Annotated in this window: 17 protein-coding genes; 5 read left to right on the forward strand and 12 right to left on the reverse strand. The window is 48.8% G+C overall.

The genetic code is table 11. The features are described from left to right. The first annotated feature begins 23 nt into the window (after positions 1-23). Positions 24-1,481, forward strand: coding sequence for an alpha/beta hydrolase family protein (locus tag AC58P5_RS02285; protein ID WP_497384318.1), 1,458 nt, complete (start codon positions 24-26; stop codon positions 1,479-1,481). A gap of 57 nt (positions 1,482-1,538) precedes the next feature. Further along, positions 1,539-1,673, forward strand: a complete 135-nt coding sequence (locus AC58P5_RS02290; protein WP_497384320.1) for a hypothetical protein — start codon at positions 1,539-1,541, stop codon at positions 1,671-1,673. 155 nt (positions 1,674-1,828) lie between these two features. Here the strand turns inward: AC58P5_RS02290 and AC58P5_RS02295 are convergent, their stop codons facing one another. The 6 genes from AC58P5_RS02295 to AC58P5_RS02320 all read right to left on the reverse strand — a co-directional run bounded on the left by AC58P5_RS02295 (position 1,829) and on the right by AC58P5_RS02320 (position 11,093). Then, on the reverse strand, positions 1,829-2,857 hold the full coding sequence (locus tag AC58P5_RS02295; RefSeq protein ID WP_497384322.1) for a lytic polysaccharide monooxygenase: 1,029 nt from the start codon (positions 2,855-2,857) through the stop codon (positions 1,829-1,831). Between the two features lie 678 nt (positions 2,858-3,535). After that, entirely contained in the window at positions 3,536-5,272 is a 1,737-nt protein-coding gene (locus AC58P5_RS02300; protein ID WP_497384323.1) for an ABC transporter ATP-binding protein, read from the reverse strand. Further along, positions 5,241-7,073 carry an ABC transporter ATP-binding protein gene (locus tag AC58P5_RS02305; protein WP_497384324.1) on the reverse strand — a complete coding sequence of 611 codons (1,833 nt, stop codon included), beginning with the start codon at positions 7,071-7,073 and terminating at the stop codon, positions 5,241-5,243. The genes AC58P5_RS02300 and AC58P5_RS02305 overlap by 32 nt, the downstream gene beginning before the upstream one ends. 41 nt (positions 7,074-7,114) lie before the next feature. Then, positions 7,115-8,077 carry an ABC transporter substrate-binding protein gene (locus AC58P5_RS02310; protein WP_497384325.1) on the reverse strand — a complete coding sequence of 321 codons (963 nt, stop codon included), beginning with the start codon at positions 8,075-8,077 and terminating at the stop codon, positions 7,115-7,117. A gap of 194 nt (positions 8,078-8,271) precedes the next feature. After that, positions 8,272-9,255 (reverse strand): helix-turn-helix domain-containing protein, encoded by a 984-nt coding sequence (locus AC58P5_RS02315; protein WP_497384326.1) that lies wholly within the window; start codon positions 9,253-9,255, stop codon positions 8,272-8,274. A gap of 167 nt (positions 9,256-9,422) precedes the next feature. Next, entirely contained in the window at positions 9,423-11,093 is a 1,671-nt protein-coding gene (locus tag AC58P5_RS02320; RefSeq protein ID WP_497384327.1) for a DUF6138 family protein, read from the reverse strand. Positions 11,094-11,421: 328 nt separating this feature from the next. Between AC58P5_RS02320 and AC58P5_RS02325 the strand changes: the two genes are divergently transcribed. Continuing rightward, complete coding sequence (locus tag AC58P5_RS02325) at positions 11,422-12,240, forward strand: DUF2935 domain-containing protein (protein ID WP_497384328.1); 819 nt, start codon at positions 11,422-11,424, stop codon at positions 12,238-12,240. A gap of 145 nt (positions 12,241-12,385) precedes the next feature. On the opposite strand, the gene AC58P5_RS02330 is transcribed toward AC58P5_RS02325, so the two are convergent. Next, complete coding sequence (locus tag AC58P5_RS02330) at positions 12,386-13,162, reverse strand: class I SAM-dependent methyltransferase (RefSeq protein ID WP_497384329.1); 777 nt, start codon at positions 13,160-13,162, stop codon at positions 12,386-12,388. Between the two features lie 463 nt (positions 13,163-13,625). On the opposite strand from AC58P5_RS02330, the gene AC58P5_RS02335 reads away from it, so the two are divergent. Then, on the forward strand, positions 13,626-14,849 hold the full coding sequence (locus tag AC58P5_RS02335) for a leucine-rich repeat domain-containing protein (protein WP_497384331.1): 1,224 nt from the start codon (positions 13,626-13,628) through the stop codon (positions 14,847-14,849). A gap of 260 nt (positions 14,850-15,109) precedes the next feature. Here the strand turns inward: AC58P5_RS02335 and AC58P5_RS02340 are convergent, their stop codons facing one another. Genes AC58P5_RS02340 through AC58P5_RS02350 form a run of 3 tightly spaced genes read right to left on the reverse strand, consistent with a single transcriptional unit; the run spans position 15,110 to position 17,494 of the window. Further along, positions 15,110-15,553, reverse strand: a complete 444-nt coding sequence (locus AC58P5_RS02340) for an SMI1/KNR4 family protein (protein WP_497384332.1) — start codon at positions 15,551-15,553, stop codon at positions 15,110-15,112. A 55-nt stretch (positions 15,554-15,608) separates the two neighbouring features. After that, the gene (locus AC58P5_RS02345; RefSeq protein ID WP_497384334.1) at positions 15,609-16,631 is read right to left on the reverse strand and encodes a serine hydrolase domain-containing protein; all 1,023 of its coding nucleotides are present in this window, start codon (positions 16,629-16,631) and stop codon (positions 15,609-15,611) included. Positions 16,632-16,669: 38 nt separating this feature from the next. Next, on the reverse strand, positions 16,670-17,494 hold the full coding sequence (locus AC58P5_RS02350) for a MerR family transcriptional regulator (protein WP_497384335.1): 825 nt from the start codon (positions 17,492-17,494) through the stop codon (positions 16,670-16,672). 300 nt (positions 17,495-17,794) lie between these two features. Between AC58P5_RS02350 and AC58P5_RS02355 the strand changes: the two genes are divergently transcribed. After that, entirely contained in the window at positions 17,795-18,151 is a 357-nt protein-coding gene (locus AC58P5_RS02355; RefSeq protein WP_497384336.1) for a winged helix-turn-helix transcriptional regulator, read from the forward strand. An 83-nt stretch (positions 18,152-18,234) separates the two neighbouring features. On the opposite strand, the gene AC58P5_RS02360 is transcribed toward AC58P5_RS02355, so the two are convergent. Both AC58P5_RS02360 and AC58P5_RS02365 read right to left on the reverse strand, forming a co-directional pair. Further along, positions 18,235-18,795: an NAD(P)H-dependent oxidoreductase gene (locus tag AC58P5_RS02360; RefSeq protein WP_497384337.1), complete on the reverse strand. Its 561-nt coding sequence runs from the start codon at positions 18,793-18,795 to the stop codon at positions 18,235-18,237. Positions 18,796-19,043: 248 nt separating this feature from the next. Beyond that, the gene (locus tag AC58P5_RS02365; RefSeq protein ID WP_497384339.1) at positions 19,044-19,946 is read right to left on the reverse strand and encodes an SDR family oxidoreductase; all 903 of its coding nucleotides are present in this window, start codon (positions 19,944-19,946) and stop codon (positions 19,044-19,046) included. Positions 19,947-19,988 lie beyond the last annotated feature (42 nt).

The following is a 19,988-nucleotide window of genomic DNA, read 5'->3' on the forward strand; positions in this document are numbered from 1 at the left end:
GATGAAAACCGGGGGAGATCGCTATGCGTTTATTTGAAGGCGTGTTTATAGGCTCAAGTCTAGTTCTGCTGGTGGTACTGCTTTTTAGGAGGAATCGAAAAATCGGCCTAGGTGCTGGCTTTGCGGCTGTCTGCGCACTAAGCATTCATCTGATTGTGGAAGGATACCGCTGGCAATTGGTCCCCTCCTACTTCGCTGCGGTTATCCTGTTATTCCTTGTTGCTATAAGGATTTTTCGAAAACCGGAATCCGGTAAGCCCCGGAAAAAAACGCGATACATCGGCTATTCTATCGTTGTTGTATCGCTGGGTTTTTCTGTTTTCTTGGCACAGGCGATGCCCATATTGATTTTGCCAAAGCCACAAGGACTCGCTGCGGTAGGCAGACAAGTCTTTCACTTTACGGATTTCACGCGGCAAGAAAGCTATCCCGACGTCCCCAAAAATCACCGCGAGCTTATGGTTCAGGTGTGGTACCCCGCAAAACCGCAGCCGGCTAAGGGAGAACTGCTTTTTCCCGAAGACCCGATACCATTCCAAACATACAAGAAAGAGTTCTCCAAAGTGTTCGGCCTTCCTGCATTCATTCTCGATTACTGGAAATATATGCGCAGCAATTCCCATCTTAATGCTGAACTTCTCCCCGCTTCTGCGCCTTATCCCTTGGTACTGATCAGTCATGGTATGGGTACCGGCAGCGTGCTGCATGTCTCTCAGGCGGAGAACTTGGCCAGTCATGGATTTATAGTAGCAGCTATCGACCATACCCACAGCACAGCGGCTACCGTATTTCCGGACGGGCGGATAACCGGGTTCGTAACAAAGACGCCGGCAGACGATTTTTACACGTATGCTAAGCATATCGGAGCTGTGTGGACAGCGGATATTCAGTTCGTCATTTCGAAAATGGAACAATGGAACAGAGATCAAGGATCCAGCCTGAAGGGAATGATGGATGTATACAATATAGGAGTAATGGGGCATTCATTCGGTGGTGCAACAGCTTTTAACGCCGCATACTCCAATGATAAGATCAAAGCCGGGATTGATATGGATGGAACGCTGTATGACCTGGAGGACAAAGAGCAGATGTCAAAGCCGTTCATGTTCCTTAACTCCGACAAAAGATCCATGCTTTCCGCGGCGATAAAAAACAAGGAGGTTCCCGACAGCATCCGGGCACAACTGGTGAAAGAACAACGGATGATGGACCATGTCGGTGCCCATAACGGGCAAGTCATTCACATACGAGGAACCGACCATTTCAATTTTACCGACCTGCAGTTCTATACGCCGTTATTGAAATATACTGGCATGACCGGGGACATAAACGGCTACAGAGGGGCCGCGATTGTCAATTCTTACGTGCTTGATTTCTTTACCAACCATTTGAAAAAGAAAGGCGGGCAACTGCTTGACGGCGGCCCTCATCCCCAATACCCGGAAATTGAATTTCAAAAAGCTGCTCTCGCGGCGGAATAGAATGCGGGACTAGATTTGTTATGCTGCAGCCGTCTTGAGGTGAAGGGCGGCACCAGCATGGCCATGTCTATCCTCCCGGATTTAAAAATCGTGTCAATGGGAGATGCGTATTACCGATTGCCCGATAGTTTCTTGAATCAATCCGGCGAACTGTTTAAAAACCTGAAACAAGACGTGCTGCCGCTCTACTAATCCTGTGAACCTGAAGCCAGCCTTGTTTATCCATTCCTCACGCTATTTCTAAAGGATACACTCTTGGCAGCGGCAAGCGTTTCCCTCGGAATTCCAAATCCATGCAAAAAAAAGCCCTAGAGGTTTCTGCCTCCAGGGCTTGTACTGCGTTAACGTTAAGGAATAACTTTCCACACATTGGTGCCGGTCGGAACTTCGCCTTGTGTCCACCATTTGGCCTCATAGTTGACACCGTTGTAGGATACCTTGTTTCCGCCTACATAAACCGTAGTCGCGCTCCAGGCCGGATACGTGGTTGTGCTGCCTCCCGTCGTTTTGACCGTCACTGCGGAAGAGGATGGTGACGCTTTGCCTGAAGAGTCGATTGCTGTCACGGTGAAGCTATAGGATGTGCCGCTCGACAAGCCCGTGCTTGTAAAGGTGGTCGAGGCTGTCGTGCCTACCGCTACGTTATCGCGGTATACTTGGTAGCTTGCCGCACCGGCTACCGAAGCCCAGCTCAAGGAAACGCTGTTGTCCGTTACGGCTGTGGAAGCGAGATTCGTCGGAGCGGGAAGTGCGCTGCCTCCGCCGAAATCCACATCGGCTACGTTGACGTAAGCGGTAGGCGCCCCGGAAACTTCCCAGATAGCCAGGATGACATGATAGCCTGTTCTTTCGGGAACGTTACAGTTTGTCGTATGATAGTTGGTAGGACTTGCTCCGTTCAAATCCTGTTGGCAGAAAGGCGTCAAGTCAAAGGAAGCTCTCGTCAGAGGAGCATTCGGATTCCAACCCGGCTTCGTTATAAAATATTTGAAGGTGGTTGTGGCATGTGCGGCATTCAACTGCCATTTGAAAGCCTGCGGACCTGCCTTCATAGGCACTTTGCTCCAACGGGTCGAGGTTTGCTCATCCAGTTTGGGGAAAGTATTGCCGGCACTCGCGATGTGTCCGTCACCAGGGCCTCCGTTAGGGAAGCCTTTACCCGCTTCTGCGCTTTGCGGCTCGTAAGAGGCCCCTCCACAATCCGTATTCACTTTGTCTTTGCATAAAAGCCCACGGCTGGCGGGCACATCCAAATACCCGTGAGCCGAACTTGTACCGGGAAACAAAACCATCATTAAAGCGATCATCAGCAGCATACCGCATGCGGCAACCAGTTTGTGCAGCAAAGCGTGGTTCGGTAAAGCCAAATTCATCATTCATACCTCCTCAGATTTGGGTTTTCAACGCCAAAAGCGCTTACATTTAGTTGTTTTAAACAACATCACCTCCCTTAAAAGTCTACCAGCAAGCTTTGATAGAGATATAAACTTGGTGGTTATATCTTCCATATTATAAGCCGGATCGGAGCATATCACAATATTTTTAACAAAAAAAGGTGTACCTGTAACGGAATGTCTTCTTTTTGGTAAGCCTTATGTTGGGATGTTTACACCCTTACTTCATGTTCAAACAAAACACTTTCAGCTTCTTGAAGCGTGTGAGACTATTCATCGTCTTTGTGGTTGACTACCGTCATGTGACGCCAAGTAATGCGCGTCGGGAGTCTGGCACAGTGCAGAACTTTCTGTGACCGGTGCTTCCTGCCGATGCTCCCGCCGTTTTCGCATGCTCTAAAGTCAGACTTCCTCGGTATCGGAAAGATCGTCGAAACCGATTATGCGCTCATCGAGAAAATTCACCATCACGCCATAAGGCTCGCAAATAGCCAGACTCCCCTCGGAGAACAAGATTGTCCAGTGCAAGCCGCCCCGATTTGAATGCATTCGGCTGCCGGATTTATGATCTAACGCGGAAAGCGGCAAAAAAAGCCGTCCAGGATTGCTATCTCCTGACCGGCTGCGTTTCTTCTTTGACTCGTGTTCCAGTAAAATGTTTTATTTAATCATTTTCCAAGTATCCGCCTGCTGCTGGATATCCCATAATCGGGCGTATAACCCTTGCCCTGCCAAAAGACTGGAATGGCTTCCCTGCTCGGCGATGCTGCCGTTATTCAGCACCACGATATGATCCGCGCCGCGTACGGTTTTCAGGCGATGTGCGATCACGATAACGGTTCTGCCTTCCACAAGCCGGTCGATCGCCTGCTGAATGACGACCTCGTTCTCCGGATCCAGCGACGCCGTAGCTTCGTCAAGCAGAACGATCGGTGCATCCTTGAGAAACGCCCGGGCAATGGAAATCCGCTGCTTCTCCCCTCCGGAGAGCGTGCTTCCTCCTTCTCCGACAAGAGTTTCGTACCCGTTCGGAAGCTTCATAATGAACTCGTGACAGCCAGCCTGCCGCGCCGCATCCTCGATCTCTTCCATCGTGGCGTTATTGCGTCCGAAGCGGATGTTGCCCGCGATCGTATCCTGAAACAAATATACATCCTGAAAGACCATCGATACTTGGCTCAGCATCGCTTCGGGATCCATATCGCGGATATTTTCGCCGCCGAGCAGAACCTCCCCCTCTACAGGATCATAGAAACGCGCGATCAGACGCAGAACGGTGCTCTTGCCGCTGCCCGAAGGACCGACAAGTGCGGTGAACGTACCGGCGGGGATGATCAGATTCACTTCTTTGAGCACCGTTTGCCCGTTATAGCCGAAAGTGACCTGCTTCAGCTCAATATCATAAGCCGCCGGAGGCTGGCGTTTACCCGGCATGACCGGCTCTTGCAAGAGCCGCACAATGCGTTCACCCGCCTGTTCGTGATACCGGAATTCCGCATAATTTACAAGTGCCGCGGTTAGCGGATCGTAAAGCCGGGTGCCGACGATGAGAAAAGAAACGAACACGACCAGATCCAGGCTGCCTCCGAGAAGGTGATGAACGCCGACCAGGATCATGAAAGTAAGGCCGGCGCGGATACAGGCAACCGCACTCAGGACGATCGGCCCGAGCAGCCCTTCGATCCGGATGCTGTGCCGCATCAACTCTTTGAACGAAAGGGTCAGCCGTGTAAAGCTCTCCCCCGTTAAGTTGTACGCTTTGATGACACGGATGCCATTCAGATACTCCTGAAGACGGTTGGCGGCATCGATTTTGGCACGCATATGTTTGGCGCCAAGCTTGTGCTGGATGCCGGAGGTCAGCATCACGAGCGCGACAGCCAGCGGAAACGCTGCGAATAAGGCAAGCGCCATGCGCCAGTCCAGAAATGACAATCCCGCGAGAGCGAGAATCGGCATGACTAGCGCTCCGATCATTTGCGGAACAAGATGAGAAATACCGTGCTCGACCATAGTAAAATCGCCCATCATCATGTTCGCGAGATCGCCGGGGTCCCGTTTGTTCAGAAAACCGAGCGGCAGCTTGCGCAAATGTTCGGCCAAGCGCGTCCGGCCTTCCGCCGCAGCGCTGTATGCTTGGCGGAATTGGGAGCGGTATGCCGGAATCTCACAGAGATACATGAGAACAAGAGAAGCTGCCATCCCGGCGCATACCCACCAGAGCCGTCCAACTTGAAGCGCGGCCCCGGGAGACGCAAACGGTTCAAAAATGAGTCTTGCCGCTTCCACCAGCAGGACGAACGGAATAATTCCGATCAAGTTGGCCAGCGTTGTATAGAACACCGGCTTGATCAACGCGCGGGGGTTACCTGCCGTGATATTGCGGAGTAAGTCCATCGCCTTTCGCCTCCTTCTTCATGCCGATATGCCATTTTCCCGAATCCGTGTAGGTATGCCACATTCTGGCGTAGAGGCCGTCTGCGGCGACCAGCTCGTCGTGCTTACCTTGTTCGGAAAGTCTGCCGCCGCTCAGAACCAGGATCTGATCCGCATCTCGGATCACATGCAGCCGGTGTGCGATAACAAGGACCGTCTTACCCCGGATTAATTGTTTGAGGGCAAGCTGCATCTCATATTCGTTCTCCGGGTCCGCGAAGGCAGTCGCTTCGTCCAGTATGAGAACGGGCGCGTTTTTCAAGATCGAACGCGCGACGGCAATCCGCTGCTCCTCGCCTCCGGACAGGTAAACGCCGCCTTCACCGATCCGGGTCTCGTAACCATGGGGAAGCCGGCTGATAAACTCATGGCATTGTGCCGCTCTGCCAGCCGCATACACGTCTTCAGCAGGGGCACCGGGGCGGCCCACGGCGATATTGTTATACACCGTATCGTAAAACAGAAACGTTTCCTGGAATACAAAAGCGACCGTGTCCATTAAATCCGTAGTGGTCATATCCCGCACGTCGACCCCGCCGATCCGGATAGCGCCCTGTTTAACATCCCAGAAGCGGGGAACCAGATTCGCTACCGTCGATTTGCCCGCTCCGGAAGGACCGACCAGCGCAGTCACCTGTCCTTGTCCGGCGGTAAAAGAAAGTTCCGAGAGCGCCTCGCCGCTTCCGGGTTTATCCTCGTAAGCGAAGCTTACCTTATCGAAGGTGATGTCATAATGATCCGGCTTAACCGGGCGTTCCGGTTCCGGAATCGGTTTTTCCCCCAAGAGTCGGTCGATCCGCTCTACCCCTTCGCTTATATCGCGCAGGGTTGACATCAGGAACATAATTTTAAACATCGGAGCCGACACGCCTGGCGCCATGACAAGGAAAAACAGGAACACGGAAGCGAAAGCTGCGTTGCCCGGATCGCGGCTGAGCAGAAATACGCCGACCGGCAGCACGAATGCCGCAAACGAAACCAGAATCACTTTAAAAATCAAAAAGCCGTTCTGAAACTGGTCGGTAAATTTCACGCAATAATCACGATAGAAGATCATATCGGCATTAAATTTACGGAAAGAATGCACCGTTTGCCCGAACACCTTAACCGCTGGCATTCCCCGCACATATTGAATCGCCGAACTGTTTAATCTCTCCAGCGCATCGTGGTATTTTTTAACGTTTTTCTTCATCTCCGGTCCTGTCATTAAAATGATTTGTACGCCGAAACCGGCGAAAATCGGCACGATGCAGGCGATTGCCAGCCAGACGTTTAAGGAAAACATGACCGTAATCATAAGAAGGGTTGTCACCACGACGTGAATGAGATCCGGCAGCTGATGGGCGACGAAAGTCTCAATCTTCTCAACGTTCTGCTCCAGCGTCTTCTTGACCGCCCCGGTAGACGTTCCGTTCAGCCAGCCTAAGGGCAGCTTTCCGATATGGGAAGAAAGCTTAACTCGCAGGCCGTACAAAAGCCGGAAGGCTGCGATGTGGGAAATCAATCCTCCCGCGTACATCAGCATGAGACTTCCAATCAGCCCCAGAAGGGCGATGATTCCCCAACGGACCATGAACGCGCCGTCCGCTTCCATAGGATTTGCCGCATGATTGAGAAGCTCTCTCAGGATAAAATATACCGATATGTAGGGAACCAGCTGACCGATCGCGCTAAGTCCGGAAAGAACGCCCGAAGTTACGAGAAGGCCCCGTTTCTCCCCCGCGATCTGCAGCAGCCGACCCACGCCGGTCTTGTTGCTCATAAGATCCTCTCCTATTCTATTAACAGTGGGGTAGGCCTGGTTTAGCTGCCGCTCATGGCTTTCATAATTTCATCGATCGCCACGATTTTTCCGAGCGGCATCGGTCCGATAACCGAGCTGTCGTCCAGGATAAACACATGGTTGTTCTTGACGGCTTTCAAACGGTTCCAGACCGGGTTGTCTTTCATTGAAGCCATCACACCGCCGGCAACGGGTTGAACATAGTTATTCACAACGAACAGATAATCCGGGTCGGCTTCCGCCAGTCCCTCCAGATTAAAATTCCCCCCCTGCTTAAATGCCTCGACCGGTGTTAACCCCAGATCCTCATAGAAAACCCCCATCCGGCTCATATTGAAAGACGTGAATTCCTTTCCGCTGAACATGGCGGCCAGAACCGTTTCTCCGCGTTTAGACGCCAGCTTTTCTTTGTACTCGGCCGCTTTTTTCTCGTAATCGGCAATAACGCTCTCCGCCTTCTTTTCGGCTCCGATTATTTGAGCGATGATCCGAAGCTGCGCCCTCCAGTCCTCATTGTGAGGTATAATGACGGTCGGGGCGATTTTATTGTATTCAGTAAATTTGTTTTCATCTTCCGAGAGGATCAAATCCGGGGATGCGGCCAGCAGCTTTTCCATACTCGTTTCCCGGCCGAGATCCATGACATGCGATCCTTCCAGACGTTTTTTCAAATTCGGAAAGCTAGCGATCATATCCATTCCCTGTGAAGCGTGCGGCGGTTCCCCGAGTACGGTCAAGTAGTCCAAGTAAACGATGTACGGGGTAGCGACTTTCTCCGGTTTCTTGTCGAGCACCAAGGTTCCTTTCTTATGCTGGATCGTACGCGGGAACGCCTCCTTATCACCAGTCGTTTGTGCTGCGGGCACGCTGGACGGACTGCCTGCTTCTTTGGAAGCGGTTTTCTCTGCATTGGAGCATCCCGTCAAAAGTAGAATAAACAGGGCGGCTGCCCATAGAGTAGACGTTATACGGCTGCGGATCATTTTGTGTTAACCCTCTTTCTCAATTGATAATGATTTTCACTTTTGGTCAACCAACATCCTATACCAATTCATTCTTCATTGCCGCCTCTAGACGGATTTTAAAGCGGCCAGACGGATTTTTTTTATCGTGCGAATCTAACAAAAAAACACCGGATACAGGCATCCGGTGTCTCTTAAATGAATGAACGTACCGATCAAAAAACAGTCGAGGAGCTCCTCATGAATTCTCCAGGATTAACTCCATAGTGCTTGCGGAAGGCATCGGCAAAATAACTGGAATTCGTATATCCGACGTATGCAGCAGCCTCCCCCACCCGGAACTGCCCGCTCAGGAGCAATTGTTTCGCTTTTTCCAGTCTTTGCTCGCGTAAATATCCGAATACGGTCGTACCGTAAACTTTCTTGAATCCGGCTTTGAGTTTAAAATCGTTTAACCCTGCGATCCGGGACAGCTCCAGCAAAGACGGCGGAGACTCCATCCGTTCCAGCAATATTTCCCTGGCGCGGTGAATCTTCTCCAGTTCGCTCCGAGTCATGGAAAACGCGGAAGGACCGGATTCGTTCTCAAACAGCAGTTGCTGAAACGCCATAGACAGCATTTCAAGAACCTTGCATTCCACATGGATGTTGCGGACGGCTTGAGCGTAGGGCATATAGACAAGCTGCTTGACCAGTTGAAGCATAACGGGATTTATCGGCTGTCTGTATTGATGGAACGATTTCGTGCCGAGCAGACGATGAAAATCGGCCGTTTTTCCCTCTGCGATGTTTTCCAGATAATAATTGAAAGACGACACGGGAATATAAATACTCGCCGTTATGAGGGAGCGGCCGCCGACAAAACAAAATTCTCCGGCCCCCTGATTCATAAGACCGAGATTGACCGTGTTCGGGACAAGTGGAACCTCAAGACCGTTAACTAGTCCAACTCCCTCACCGTCCAGACAGATCGACAGTTCGACCATGGGAACGTCGAACCGGAAATTAACCTGTTTGTTCTTATATAACGTACAATTGGTGAGAACAACAATGAGTTCAGGTCGAGGCACAATACGCAAAGCAAAACCTTCACCCGCCGAATCGCGTCTCTCCATATTTTCCGTCCGGTTCAAAGAACGATAGAAAAAATCCATTTGATCAAAAAACTGATTCACATTGTGATGAACAGACTCTGTCATACCCTTCCCACCCCCATTCCGAATTCTTATTTGTAGTTGTTTTAATGATAATGATAATCATTTTCATTGTCAAGAAATTCAATTTCTTATTGATGGCGTCAACTTATCATATGAAATCAAAAAAAGCCGCCAATTTGGCGACTTCTTTAAACGTGCGGGAATGCCGATTACCGGTGACCGGCGAGCTGCAACAGCTCGGAAAGCCATTGCCGACGATCCCCTTCCGCCTTGGCGGCCATTTTCTTCAGCTTATCCGTTCCGCCCCAAATCAAGTAATGGATATGTACCACCTCATAGTGCGGAAGGCCGCGAACCCGATCAAGCAGGCTCCTAAGGTGCGAGTCGTCTTCCATATCCGCTTTGATCTTCAGCTTCATCGAATCCGTGCTGTGCAGCATGCATTTCACCAGTGTAGGAATTGTTTCCGGGTTAACGCCATGCCGCTCGGCCAAAGCGACCGTGAAGTGGTTCTGAACGGACTGGTGTTCTTCGTCAACCTTCCCCATGTATTCTTCCACTAACGGAAAATAGATCCGATCCGCCAGTCCGAGGCCGAAGACGGCATAACTGCCCGGCATGCAACTCTTTTCCCCTTCCGTGTCCGCATACCATTCGAACGGTTCCATCGTCGTCCGGGCGTACTCCTCCAGCAAGGGATGCAAATTCGGATATTCCACGGCTTGGGCGAAAAAGCGGTGTGTTCCCGACTTGGCCAGCCCTTTGACGGGCAGCCATTGCTTGACGCCGGATTTCAGCTTGATTTGATAGCTTTTGGGAAAGCCTAGGCTTACCAAGCGAATCAGAAACCGGAGCGCTCGCCCGTAGCTCTCCTCTGTTTCCTGCTTAATAACGAGGGTAACCTCGGCAAACACATCGTTGGCTGTGCATTCCGCCAGTTCGTCGCGAGAGCAGACGTCTTCCTTGGCGAACGTGCCGCTGCCTTCCGCGGTGAGACGTTTTGCCTTGGCACTTCCCAGCTCGATCGCGCAATTCAACATAGCCAGCCCTGTGCTTCTGCTATAGGAAGGTTCGTATTTCAAAATTAAGATGGCGGTATACATAATAAGTTCGATCGGACCCTGCTCGGTATTTTCCAGCCAGGCCTCGCTGTTTTTCTTATATTGTTTCTGGAACTGTGTCCCTACCTGATCAAAATAACGGGGCAGCCATTGATCCTCCGCCCAATTCCGCAAAGCTACCACCAGATCATTCCGATGCTCCGCAAGATGTTTGTTTCCTTTGTTCACTTGTTGAATCTTCTCGAAAAGAGAAATGATCCGCCCGGCATCCATGTCTGGAAACAGCCTCTCGTCCAACAAATGCCTGGAGAGGAAAAACGTCTCCAAAGGTTTGGTCGGATATTTTCCCGCTTCGAGCTTTTTCGCTATATAAGAAGAGATACGTTCCAGCAATTGGTTCTTCTTCGTCTCGTCGACGTATTCGTAAATACGAACGCGTACCTCGCCTTCCCTCGTCCGGAACTTGCCGTCCAGAGTAAAATGATAATCGATTAAAGCAGGCGTCAGAGCATCCAATGTATGCCGGATATAAGAAGCAAGCTCCGGGACGATCATCTCTCGAACTTGTTTCTCGGTCAGCGTTTCCGTAGAATCGCCGCTTCCGGTCGTACTTCCCGACCTTGTAAGATCGAGCTCCTTATCTGACATGTTCGCCCTGCCCTTGGCGTATTCCAGCAGAGCGTAATCGTGAATGCCTATCTGAAGTGAAGTTCGCTTCACGATTTGGTCCGCGTCCTTATCGCTGATATAGGCGGCCCATTTATCGATTTGCCGTTTCATTTCGTCCAGAATCGTTTCCGGAGTGTGATCCATGTCCATCTAGTGCTCCTTTATTTTGCGATATAGATTGATTTGCGCGCTCCCCTTCATCTCTTCAACGAAAAAAAGATAGGTACGCCGCCGTTACATTCATTCTTGCTAACTAAGGATATTTACTTTATTTTACTATACGATAACATCCAGCAGCAGAGCGATCAAATGAAACGTGCTCGGTATGGATGACTTGGGTGGCGCCTTCGACTAATGAACATCAGCGTGCAGAACGTGGGCGGGATCCTTTCCGCAATGTGCTTTTTTGGAGCTATCTGTATTTAAACAAGCCGGCCTGCTCATATTCTTATACAAAAGTACATTTGGGAGGAATTATATGGCGGATGTATTTGTTTCTCGTTCATTAGAGGAGATCAGGTTTTGGTCGCGCATTATGAAAGAGCATTCCTTTTTCTTACGCTTAGGTTTTAGATGCGAGGACACCCAACTGATCCATGAAGCAAACCATTTTTACCGTACGTTTGAGGCAATTGAGCAAAAAGCGCTCTCTTTTCCCGAGGAAACCGATCCGGCTACAATCTGTACCTTTAATCGAGAAGTACACACGGCTGTTTCTCATATTTGGGTTTTTAAACGAAAAGTACTCGGCCTCATTCTAACTTGCCGGCTGCCGGGTCAAACAAACTTCCCTCTCTTAGTGGATCATGTCAGCAGAGAAGCAAGATATTTCCGAAATCGGTTAGAGGAGTTGAATCAAGGGAAACTGGAGCCGCTTCCGGATGCCATTATTGATGAAAACGTTTTTTTCTTACGGATTATGGCGGACCATGCAAAATTTATCGGGCATCTTTTAGACCCATCAGAACGAAAATTAGTGGATCAAGCCAGGGATTTTAGCCATGATTTCGATCAATTGTTGTATCAGGCAAGGGATTTGGATTCTATGCGCCCGCAATCTCAGACAGTCCCCTTGTTAAACCAATTTCTTGATCAGAATCGAGTATCGGTTGCCTCTCTGAAGGATTTCAAGAAAACCGCAAGAGATTTAATTGAACAATGTAAAATCAAAAGCATCATACATCCCTTATTAGCGGATCATGTTTTTCGTGAAGCAGAAAGATTTTTGGAGATTATTGAGATGTTCGAACGGTCATTAACAGGCGTAAGCAGCAGTAGCCCTATACTCCATCATTAGTTAAATATTGAACACACGCATGAATCCTGGCAGCACGCTGCGGTATAAAGATAAAGACACCCCTAACAGCGTCTCTGCTACAAAGAGGTGTCTTCCTTCCATGGAAAATCAACTTACATTCATGATAGGCCGCTAAAAGCTATCCTTACACGGATTTCTTGATGGCTACGATGCGCAATCGGCTAGTGTCGACCATCCACTGACCTTCCCGCTCAAGGTGCGGCTTAACTCTTGCCTCGATGGCGCGGTAGATGGACGCTTTGTCATCCGGGGTGACGTCCGGAAAGAAATAATCTGTGAACTTATCCAGCCAGTTCCTAACTCCCGCCTCTCCCTTGAGCGGAGTGGGCTTGTCGAAGTGCTGAGCCAGCGTGACACGGAAGCCGTTCTGCTCCAGAAGGCGGGCGTATTCGCCAATGGTTGGAAAATACCACGGATTCCGTCCCGCCCACACATACCCATGCTCCTCCAGTACCTGCTCCATGGCGGCGGTCAGCACGGCAACATTGCCGCTGCCGGCGAATTCGGCAACGAATCTGCCGCCCTCCCGGAGGGCCAGCCAGATGGTCCGGGCGGCAGCTGGAGCATCTTGGATCCAGTGCAAAACCGCATGGGAGACCACAGCGTCAAAGGGGACATCCGTTCGGTACTGACAAACATCTTCCTGCTGAATATTCAGTTCAGGGTACTTCTGTCTCGCCCGCTTCACCGTTTCTTCCGACAGGTCGATACCTGTAGGTATGGCTCCGGCGGCTGTGATCTCAGCCGCTAAGTCCCCGCTCCCGCATCCTACGTCCAGAATTCGCTCCCCGGGTTGCGGCATCAGCAAGGACAAGATCCCGTCTCCCGGTTTGACGTTAAAAGACGGCTTAACACGATACACTTCCGAGTTCGAGTGATTGGTACCGGATTTGCTGTACATAGAATAGTCTCCTTTTTATAAGAAATAGGTACAAAAAGATGAATCATTCCATTCTTTGTAGACGTTACAGATATATAATATCTATAATTAGTCGAAACTTACCTTATCTTTTCCATACAAGGACCATACGGCTTGACGGCATCCATCAGGGAATTACTCCGATTTAGTAAGGTGATCTCCTCTAGTCTGTCTTCAGCCGGTATCAGCGGTCTGTCCCCCCGGCGGATCAGTACGTTTTTTTAGCGGTTTTCTCGGCGTTCGCTTATTATGGACTATATGCATCCATAATAACCACGAATGCCTCGGCCTGTCAAGAATCTTTTGGAAGAGCGTTTGATAAGCGAAGGGTTTAGACTTGCAATAACGTTTGAAATAGATTACTTTATACCTGTTGTAGCTTGTCGTCGTACAATAAGAATTTTTGTCAGATGAACGGAAAAACCATATCGCGGGGAGAATGGTCATGGATATTACCCAAGATTTCATGGATGAACGTTTTAAAACTTTTGTTCTCGAGCACTTTTGCGAGAATCGCGGACGGATTCAAAAAGGCGATGTGGAAGGAATCGTCACCCTTCAGCTCGCAAAACTGGGATTTTCCAGTCTGAAAGGGCTTGAACACTTCGCCTCTCTGGAGAAGCTTGATTGCTCGTTTAATAACTTGACGGAACTTGATATCGGAAGAAATGCGAACCTTACATTTTTGGAGTGCAACGGAAACAAACTACATTCTCTGGATACAGGCCATAACTTGAAACTGAAGACGCTGTCTTGCAACAACAACGAAATCTATTCCATAGATTTGACGGCCAATGTGCAGTTGGAAGCACTGGATTGCAGTTTTAACCGACTTAGGCACCTGGATGTCGGCCACAACCCCATGATCACCAAGTTGGTCTGCTGCTGGAACATGATTTCAGAATTGCGTGTAGAGCAAAACACCAATCTACAGGAACTTAACTGCTGCTATAATTCCATATTCAATCTGGAGTTGGATCAGAATACATCCCTCCTGTATCTGGATTGCGGAAACAATTATTTGATCGGCTTGAATATACATAATTGCGCCAGCCTGGTTGAAATCCGCTGCAACAGCAATCATTTGAAGCACCTGGATGTCACCCAAAGCCCGGTTTTAGAGAGCTTAAGATGCTTCCAAAATCATGTTACGAGCTTGGATCTCCGTCATAATCCGCTTTTGAACGAGCTGTACTGCTCGGAAAATAAACTCTCGGAACTCAATATCAGTTCTAATCCGATGCTGAAAAGGCTGGATTATGCCGATAATCTGATTGTTGAACCGGATCATACGATCCCAGGTATGGGAACTTTTCATTACGATAGCTCGTTATGTTCCTATCAAACCACACTTCGCTATAAGAGCAAGGAACTATCCGTTACAGCCGATGTACCCGCCGAGGCGGATATGAAAGCTCTGTCACCGGTGATTAAGAAAACCTGGGAACGATTGGATCAGCTTCATGATCAGGCTGAAGACCTGATTGCCCGGACTCATCCCGACGAAGATGTGACCGAATTAGTCTTGTCCGAGCTTGGATTTAATGATGACGCCACCATTCGGTTAGGGTACGATGCAGGCGATACTCCTGCCGGGCAGCTAACCATTTACGCCGTATTTAATCCTCAGCATGAAATTAACAGTCAACTCATCTATGAAACCTATTAATGAATCTGCCGGAGCCTTTACCGAAGTGGAGTTGGTGTTAACTGGTCCCCCGACATTCTAGAACGGTAAAAAAGCACTTAAGCGGAGCCTGCGAAATCTCAAAATGATTACGGCAGGCTTAAGCAAAAGTGCTTTTCGGCTAGGATTCATTTCTTCTACGATCTTGTGATAATCCTTCCCGGTGTCGTTTGCTTCCAAATCGGCGTTGTTCGGTCTTGGAGTCACTGTTAGTCACTGATTTCGTTAGTCCTTCCGACAATTCACCATTCATCAAAATGTTCCTCGATCAGCGCCTCGAATGAATCCGCTATTAACTCCGTCTCCCCGGTATCGTGATCACAGATAAAAACCTGTCCTGACGGATTGATTATTATCGGATTGCCGGAACCGTCCATAGAGATGACATAGCCGGTTCGCAAAACCTCTGCTAAGGGGAGCCCCTTGAATTGTTCCCGGAACCCCAGCGTCAAATCGACAACCGTTTCATTTCCGAGAGTGGAGCCATTAGAGAATGCATGTACCGCAAGACCTGCGTACGCTCCCCCAAACGTCCGGATAAAATGCGCATAATCCTCATGAAAGCTTACATTCAGCACCTGCTGTGCATGAGCAATTTCCTCTTGGCTCGCCGGACTGCCTACCAGTGTGCTATTATCTTCCCGTTGAAGGAAGACCTTTAATCTCTCCATTAACGCATCTTTCATAAGACAATCCCCCCTCTTCTCCATAAGTTTACCGAATTTCTTCCAAGTGATCAATTCAGCCTATGACAGCCGGGATCATACATTCCTTAATCAGTGTCCACCTGTCACGAGGATGAACGATGAATTCGGATGCGATAGCCACGATCAGGTCTTTTTCCGGGAACCAACAAATGACGTTCCCCCCATCCCCTAGTGCCAAATATGCCTGAACTCCGTCCTCTTCGCGTAACCACCATAAATAACCGTACTTATTGGCGTTCATCGCTGTCGATTCATCAATCCATGCCCCCGAAATAATCTGTTTATGATCCCAGAAGCCGCGGTTCAAATAGAGAAGACCGAAACGTGCCATATCACGGGGAGTCAGCGTAAGTCCCCAGCCGCCCGCGGAATTCCGGTTTGGGTCGTGAACCCACCCTCTTACCTTTTCCCCGAATAAGTCCTCGAACCCGAATGATTTCATTTCATAATCCGGAATTTCTTTCATGCCGATGGGGCTGAATAATCGTTCGTTGGCGAATTCACGGGCGCTTTTTCCTGTGCTGCGCGTGATGATGCTTGATAGCAGGTGCGCACCCCCGGTTGAGTACTTAAAAGTTCCGATTTCCCCATTTTGGCCCAGCATATCCAGCGTATACTTGACCCAGTCAGGCTGCATACACATCTTGTCCAGCGGTTCGTGCCAATCCTCGAACGAATATGGAGCCGTCATAGTGAGAAGATGGCGCAGGGTAATTTCTTTTTTCTGTCTATCAGCAGCTTCGGGAACATATTCGGGAAAAAAATCCAGCACCTTCTGGTCGACATGTTTAATAAAGCCTGCATCTATGGCAAGACCGATGAGGGCGGATAGGATACTTTTCGTTACCGAAGCCACATGATGCGTATCCTCAGGCCCGTAACCATTGTAATAGCTCTCATGAGCGATACATCCGTTTCTCACAATAACGATACCGTTAATATTGCCATATTCGGATTGTACGATAAGTTCAAGTTCTGCAAGCTTTCCCGGGTCCATTCTCACAACTGCAGGGTCTACTTCTTTCCATTCCGTGGTTGGCCAGTCGTTTCTTTTCATGGCAGATACCTCCCTAAGGAAAATGTCAGATCTTTGTGCTACTTTTTCTTTACAGGAAAATACACCTCGGTAACAATATCCCCGGAAGCCTTGGCTTGATCGGGATCGGTTACATATACTTCATAGGGTGATTTCACCAATGCATACCCTTCAGTTTCTATCCACTCCATCAGCTTGGCATATACCGATCTCAATTCTGAATAGGAGTCCTTTAGAACAGACTTCGCACAAAGACCTCCGGGCAAATCCCGTGTTCCCTTTATAATCTCCCCGATAGGGATGGCAAACTCCGTATCATTGCCCGCCGGATTGTATTCAGGGCTGTGATAAATGGTCATTGGCGTACCAAGCATGGTGAGTTTTTCAGCGGCAATCTTTTCATAGAGCCTGTTAAAATACTTTTCATATCCCGGAACAAAGTCATCGCTACTCATCATTTGACGCGTATAAAGGATATTCATGGACGGGGTTTCAACTAGCTGTACGTCTATCTTGTCAAGGTGTGACATAATCGGGATGCCCTTCTGTACATTTAAAATGTCCGTACTTATTTGGTTTAGGGTGTATTCAAAAGCATTCAGCTTATCCTGTATTTCCTTTCTCTTGCGGTTAAGGGCAGAACCAAGCTTCTCTTCCGATTGATCCTCTTCCATTTCCAGCATGGTTTTGATTTCTTCCAGAGAAAAATGATAAGATTTCAACCGGTTAATGAAGAGCATCTCCTTTAGCTGAATAATGGAATAATACCTATACCCGTTCTCAGGGTTAATTTCATCCGGTTTGATTAATCCGATTTCATCATAATAGCGAAGCGTTTTTGTAGATACTTCGCATATCTTCGAAAATTCTCCAATCGATAACAAGAAGTCACCTCTATTCTTTTTTTATTGACTATAAGGTTTACGTATCGCTGTTTTGTTCCATTTCACTGTACAGCTTACCCTAAGGGCAAAGTCAACCGCAAAACTATTGACCTTCCATCCTGCCAGGATGAACATGCGGATGCGATCTGCTGCTATTCAGCGTCTCGCGCCCGGGCAGGCTGTAGCGGTTCATAAAATTATAGCGATCTTCCTTTACATTCTTTCCATAAGATTGCATAATGATCTATTGTAAAGTAGATCGATTTATGTCCTATACTCACCAAAAGGAGAGTGTAATCTTTGCGTGAAACCTGTGTTCCGACTGGCGTGGCGCTTAAAGACACCGGCTTTGGATATACGTTGTCTTTAATAGGCGGTAAATATAAAATGATCATTATGTATTGGCTGGCCGAGAATAAGGTTATGCGGCACAACGAGCTAAAGCGAAGTATCGGCAGCATTTCCTTTAAAACGCTGAGCATCATGTTAAAAGAACTGGAAGCCGACGGCCTTATTCTGCGCAAGGAGTTTCCCCAAGTACCTCCAAAAGTTGAATATTCCTTATCGGAACGCGGTCTGTCTCTGCTTCCCTTGTTAAACATGATGTGCGAGTGGGGTGAAAACAATTTGCCGGCTCCTCGGGCCGTACAGCGATAGGCAAAACAATTTTGTTCCAATCAAAAAGAAGTATCTCCTCCACAAGGAAATACTTCTTTTTACTTGCTTCATTAAGCTGCCTGTTACAGGTTATCAATAAAACTCACATATTCTTGTGCGTTCTTTTCCAGATCGCTTGCAGACGCCTCATTTTCCGCACCGGGTTCATTTTCGCCAGACTCGTTTTCTGTACCGTAATACGCAAAGAACGAGCGATAATCCGCATGGCAGTAATGGAAGGTAGTTTCAAAAGGAGATAATAACTGTTCAAGCGTATAGCGGTATCTCCCCTCTTCCCTATAATCTTCTTTTTTAATTCCGGCAGATACAGCTAGAGCCGCTTTTCGATTTTTTAATTTATCGCCGTTAGAACCATAAGCCCAACCGTAAGTAAAAACGTCATCCAGCCATTTTTTAAGGAGAGGCGGACAATTAAACCAATAAACGGGAAACTGCAAAACAAGATTACCGTGCGATTCAATTAATTGCTGTTCTTTCTCCACATCCATGTTTCCGTCAGGATAAACCTTATGCAATTCGTGTACCGTATATTTTTCCGGGTATTTATTGAGTTCTTCTACCCATCGCTTATTGATGACGGATGTTTCCAGGCTCGGGTGTGTAACAATAACAAGGGTTTTCAAAGATTCGTCCTCCTTAAGATTTATTTACTCCTTGAGTATAAAGTGACTGCTTCAAATATGTAAGTATGCACTTTTATTACAGGTACTTACAAAAAGGTAAGTATCAGCACCCTTCGATTTTGTCCGTTCTCTTGTTCAACCTAAAAATCCCTTACCCGTCTTGGTCAAGACGGGCAAAGGATTTTATTTAGAGCGGCTCGTTCCTCATTCGGACACGGCTTCCTCTCTGATAATAGATTCTGAAACGGTTAAGGTGTTGGCGTACCGCCGTTAGCGTTAAGGGTTTCCCCGCTGATATAGCTGGATTCCTGACTGGCCAAGAAGACAAAGGCCGGGGCCATTTCAGCAGGCTGTCCCGGACGGCCTAGCGGCGTATTCGCACCGAATTCGGCCAACTTCTCTGTCGGTTGTCCTCCCGCAACTTGCAGGGGGGTCCATACGGGGCCCGGTGCCACCACATTTACCCGGATGCCCTTGCCCGCTACTTGCTGTGCGAGAGCTTTGCTGAACGTATTAATCGCTGATTTCGTAGTCGCATAATCCAAAAGAATCGGTGACGGTTTATACGCTTGAATGGAAGACGTATTGATGATGGAACTGCCCGGCTTCATATGTTTGACCGCAGCCTTGCAGAGCCAAAACAGAGAGTATACATTGGTCTTGAAAGTTGCATCGAATTGTTCGGTCGTCAGATCCGCAATGTCCTCTACGAACTGCTGTTTGCCGGCCACGTTGGCAAGAATATCGATCCCGCCCAGTTTGTCTACCGCAGTCGTAATCAGCTGCTCGCAGTACCGCTCGTCCTTCAGGTCACCCGGAAGGGCAATGGCTTTGCGGCCTGCTTCTTCGATCAATTTGACGACCTCCTGCGCATCCGCCTCTTCTTCAGGCAAATAAGACAGCAGCACGTCAGCACCTTCACGGGCAAAAGCAATCGCCGCCGCGCGGCCAATTCCGCTGTCGGCCCCTGTAACCACTGCTTTGCGTCCGGTTAACCGTCCGGTTCCGCGGTAGCTTGTCTCCCCTGCATCGGGCACGGGAGTCATTTTCTTCTGGAGACCTGGCTCAGGCTGCTTTTGTTTCCATTCAGGTGCGGGCTTCGGATATTGTGTGGTTGGATCTTGCACGGTATATTGGTCTTGATCCGGCATAGTCAAGTCCTCCTCCTGGTTTAAAGCTGTATAGGTAAGCAA

This window comes from Paenibacillus sp. JT31N7, assembly GCF_059692095.1.